The sequence below is a fragment of the Singulisphaera rosea genome (assembly GCF_054877945.1).
Genome location: NZ_JBTYIP020000172.1, coordinates 1 through 255, shown reverse-complemented (window position 1 = coordinate 255; position 255 = coordinate 1). Strand labels below are relative to the sequence as shown.

Sequence of the window (255 nt, the reverse complement as noted above, 5' to 3'; positions counted from 1 at the left end):
CACGCTCGTGCTCTCGATCGCGAGGCGCAGCTCAAGGAGGAGGTCGGGCGGCTCCAGGCGTTACTCCGACTCCGCGAACAGCAACTCTTCGGGCGCAAGACCGAAACGGCCTCGGCATCCACCGGGGCGACCCCCTCGGCCTCCCGTGCCGACACGCCGCCACGACCACGCGGCCAGCAGCGGGGCAAGCCGGGGCCGAGTCGCCGGGATCATTCTCATCTGCCGGCCGTCCCCGAGGATCATGTCCTTCCGTCC

Annotated in this window: 1 pseudogene; it reads left to right on the top strand. The window is 70.6% G+C overall.

Annotated features, from left to right (window positions below):
* A pseudogene (locus ACYOEI_RS41385) lies at positions 1-255 on the top strand (hypothetical protein); the annotation flags it as partial.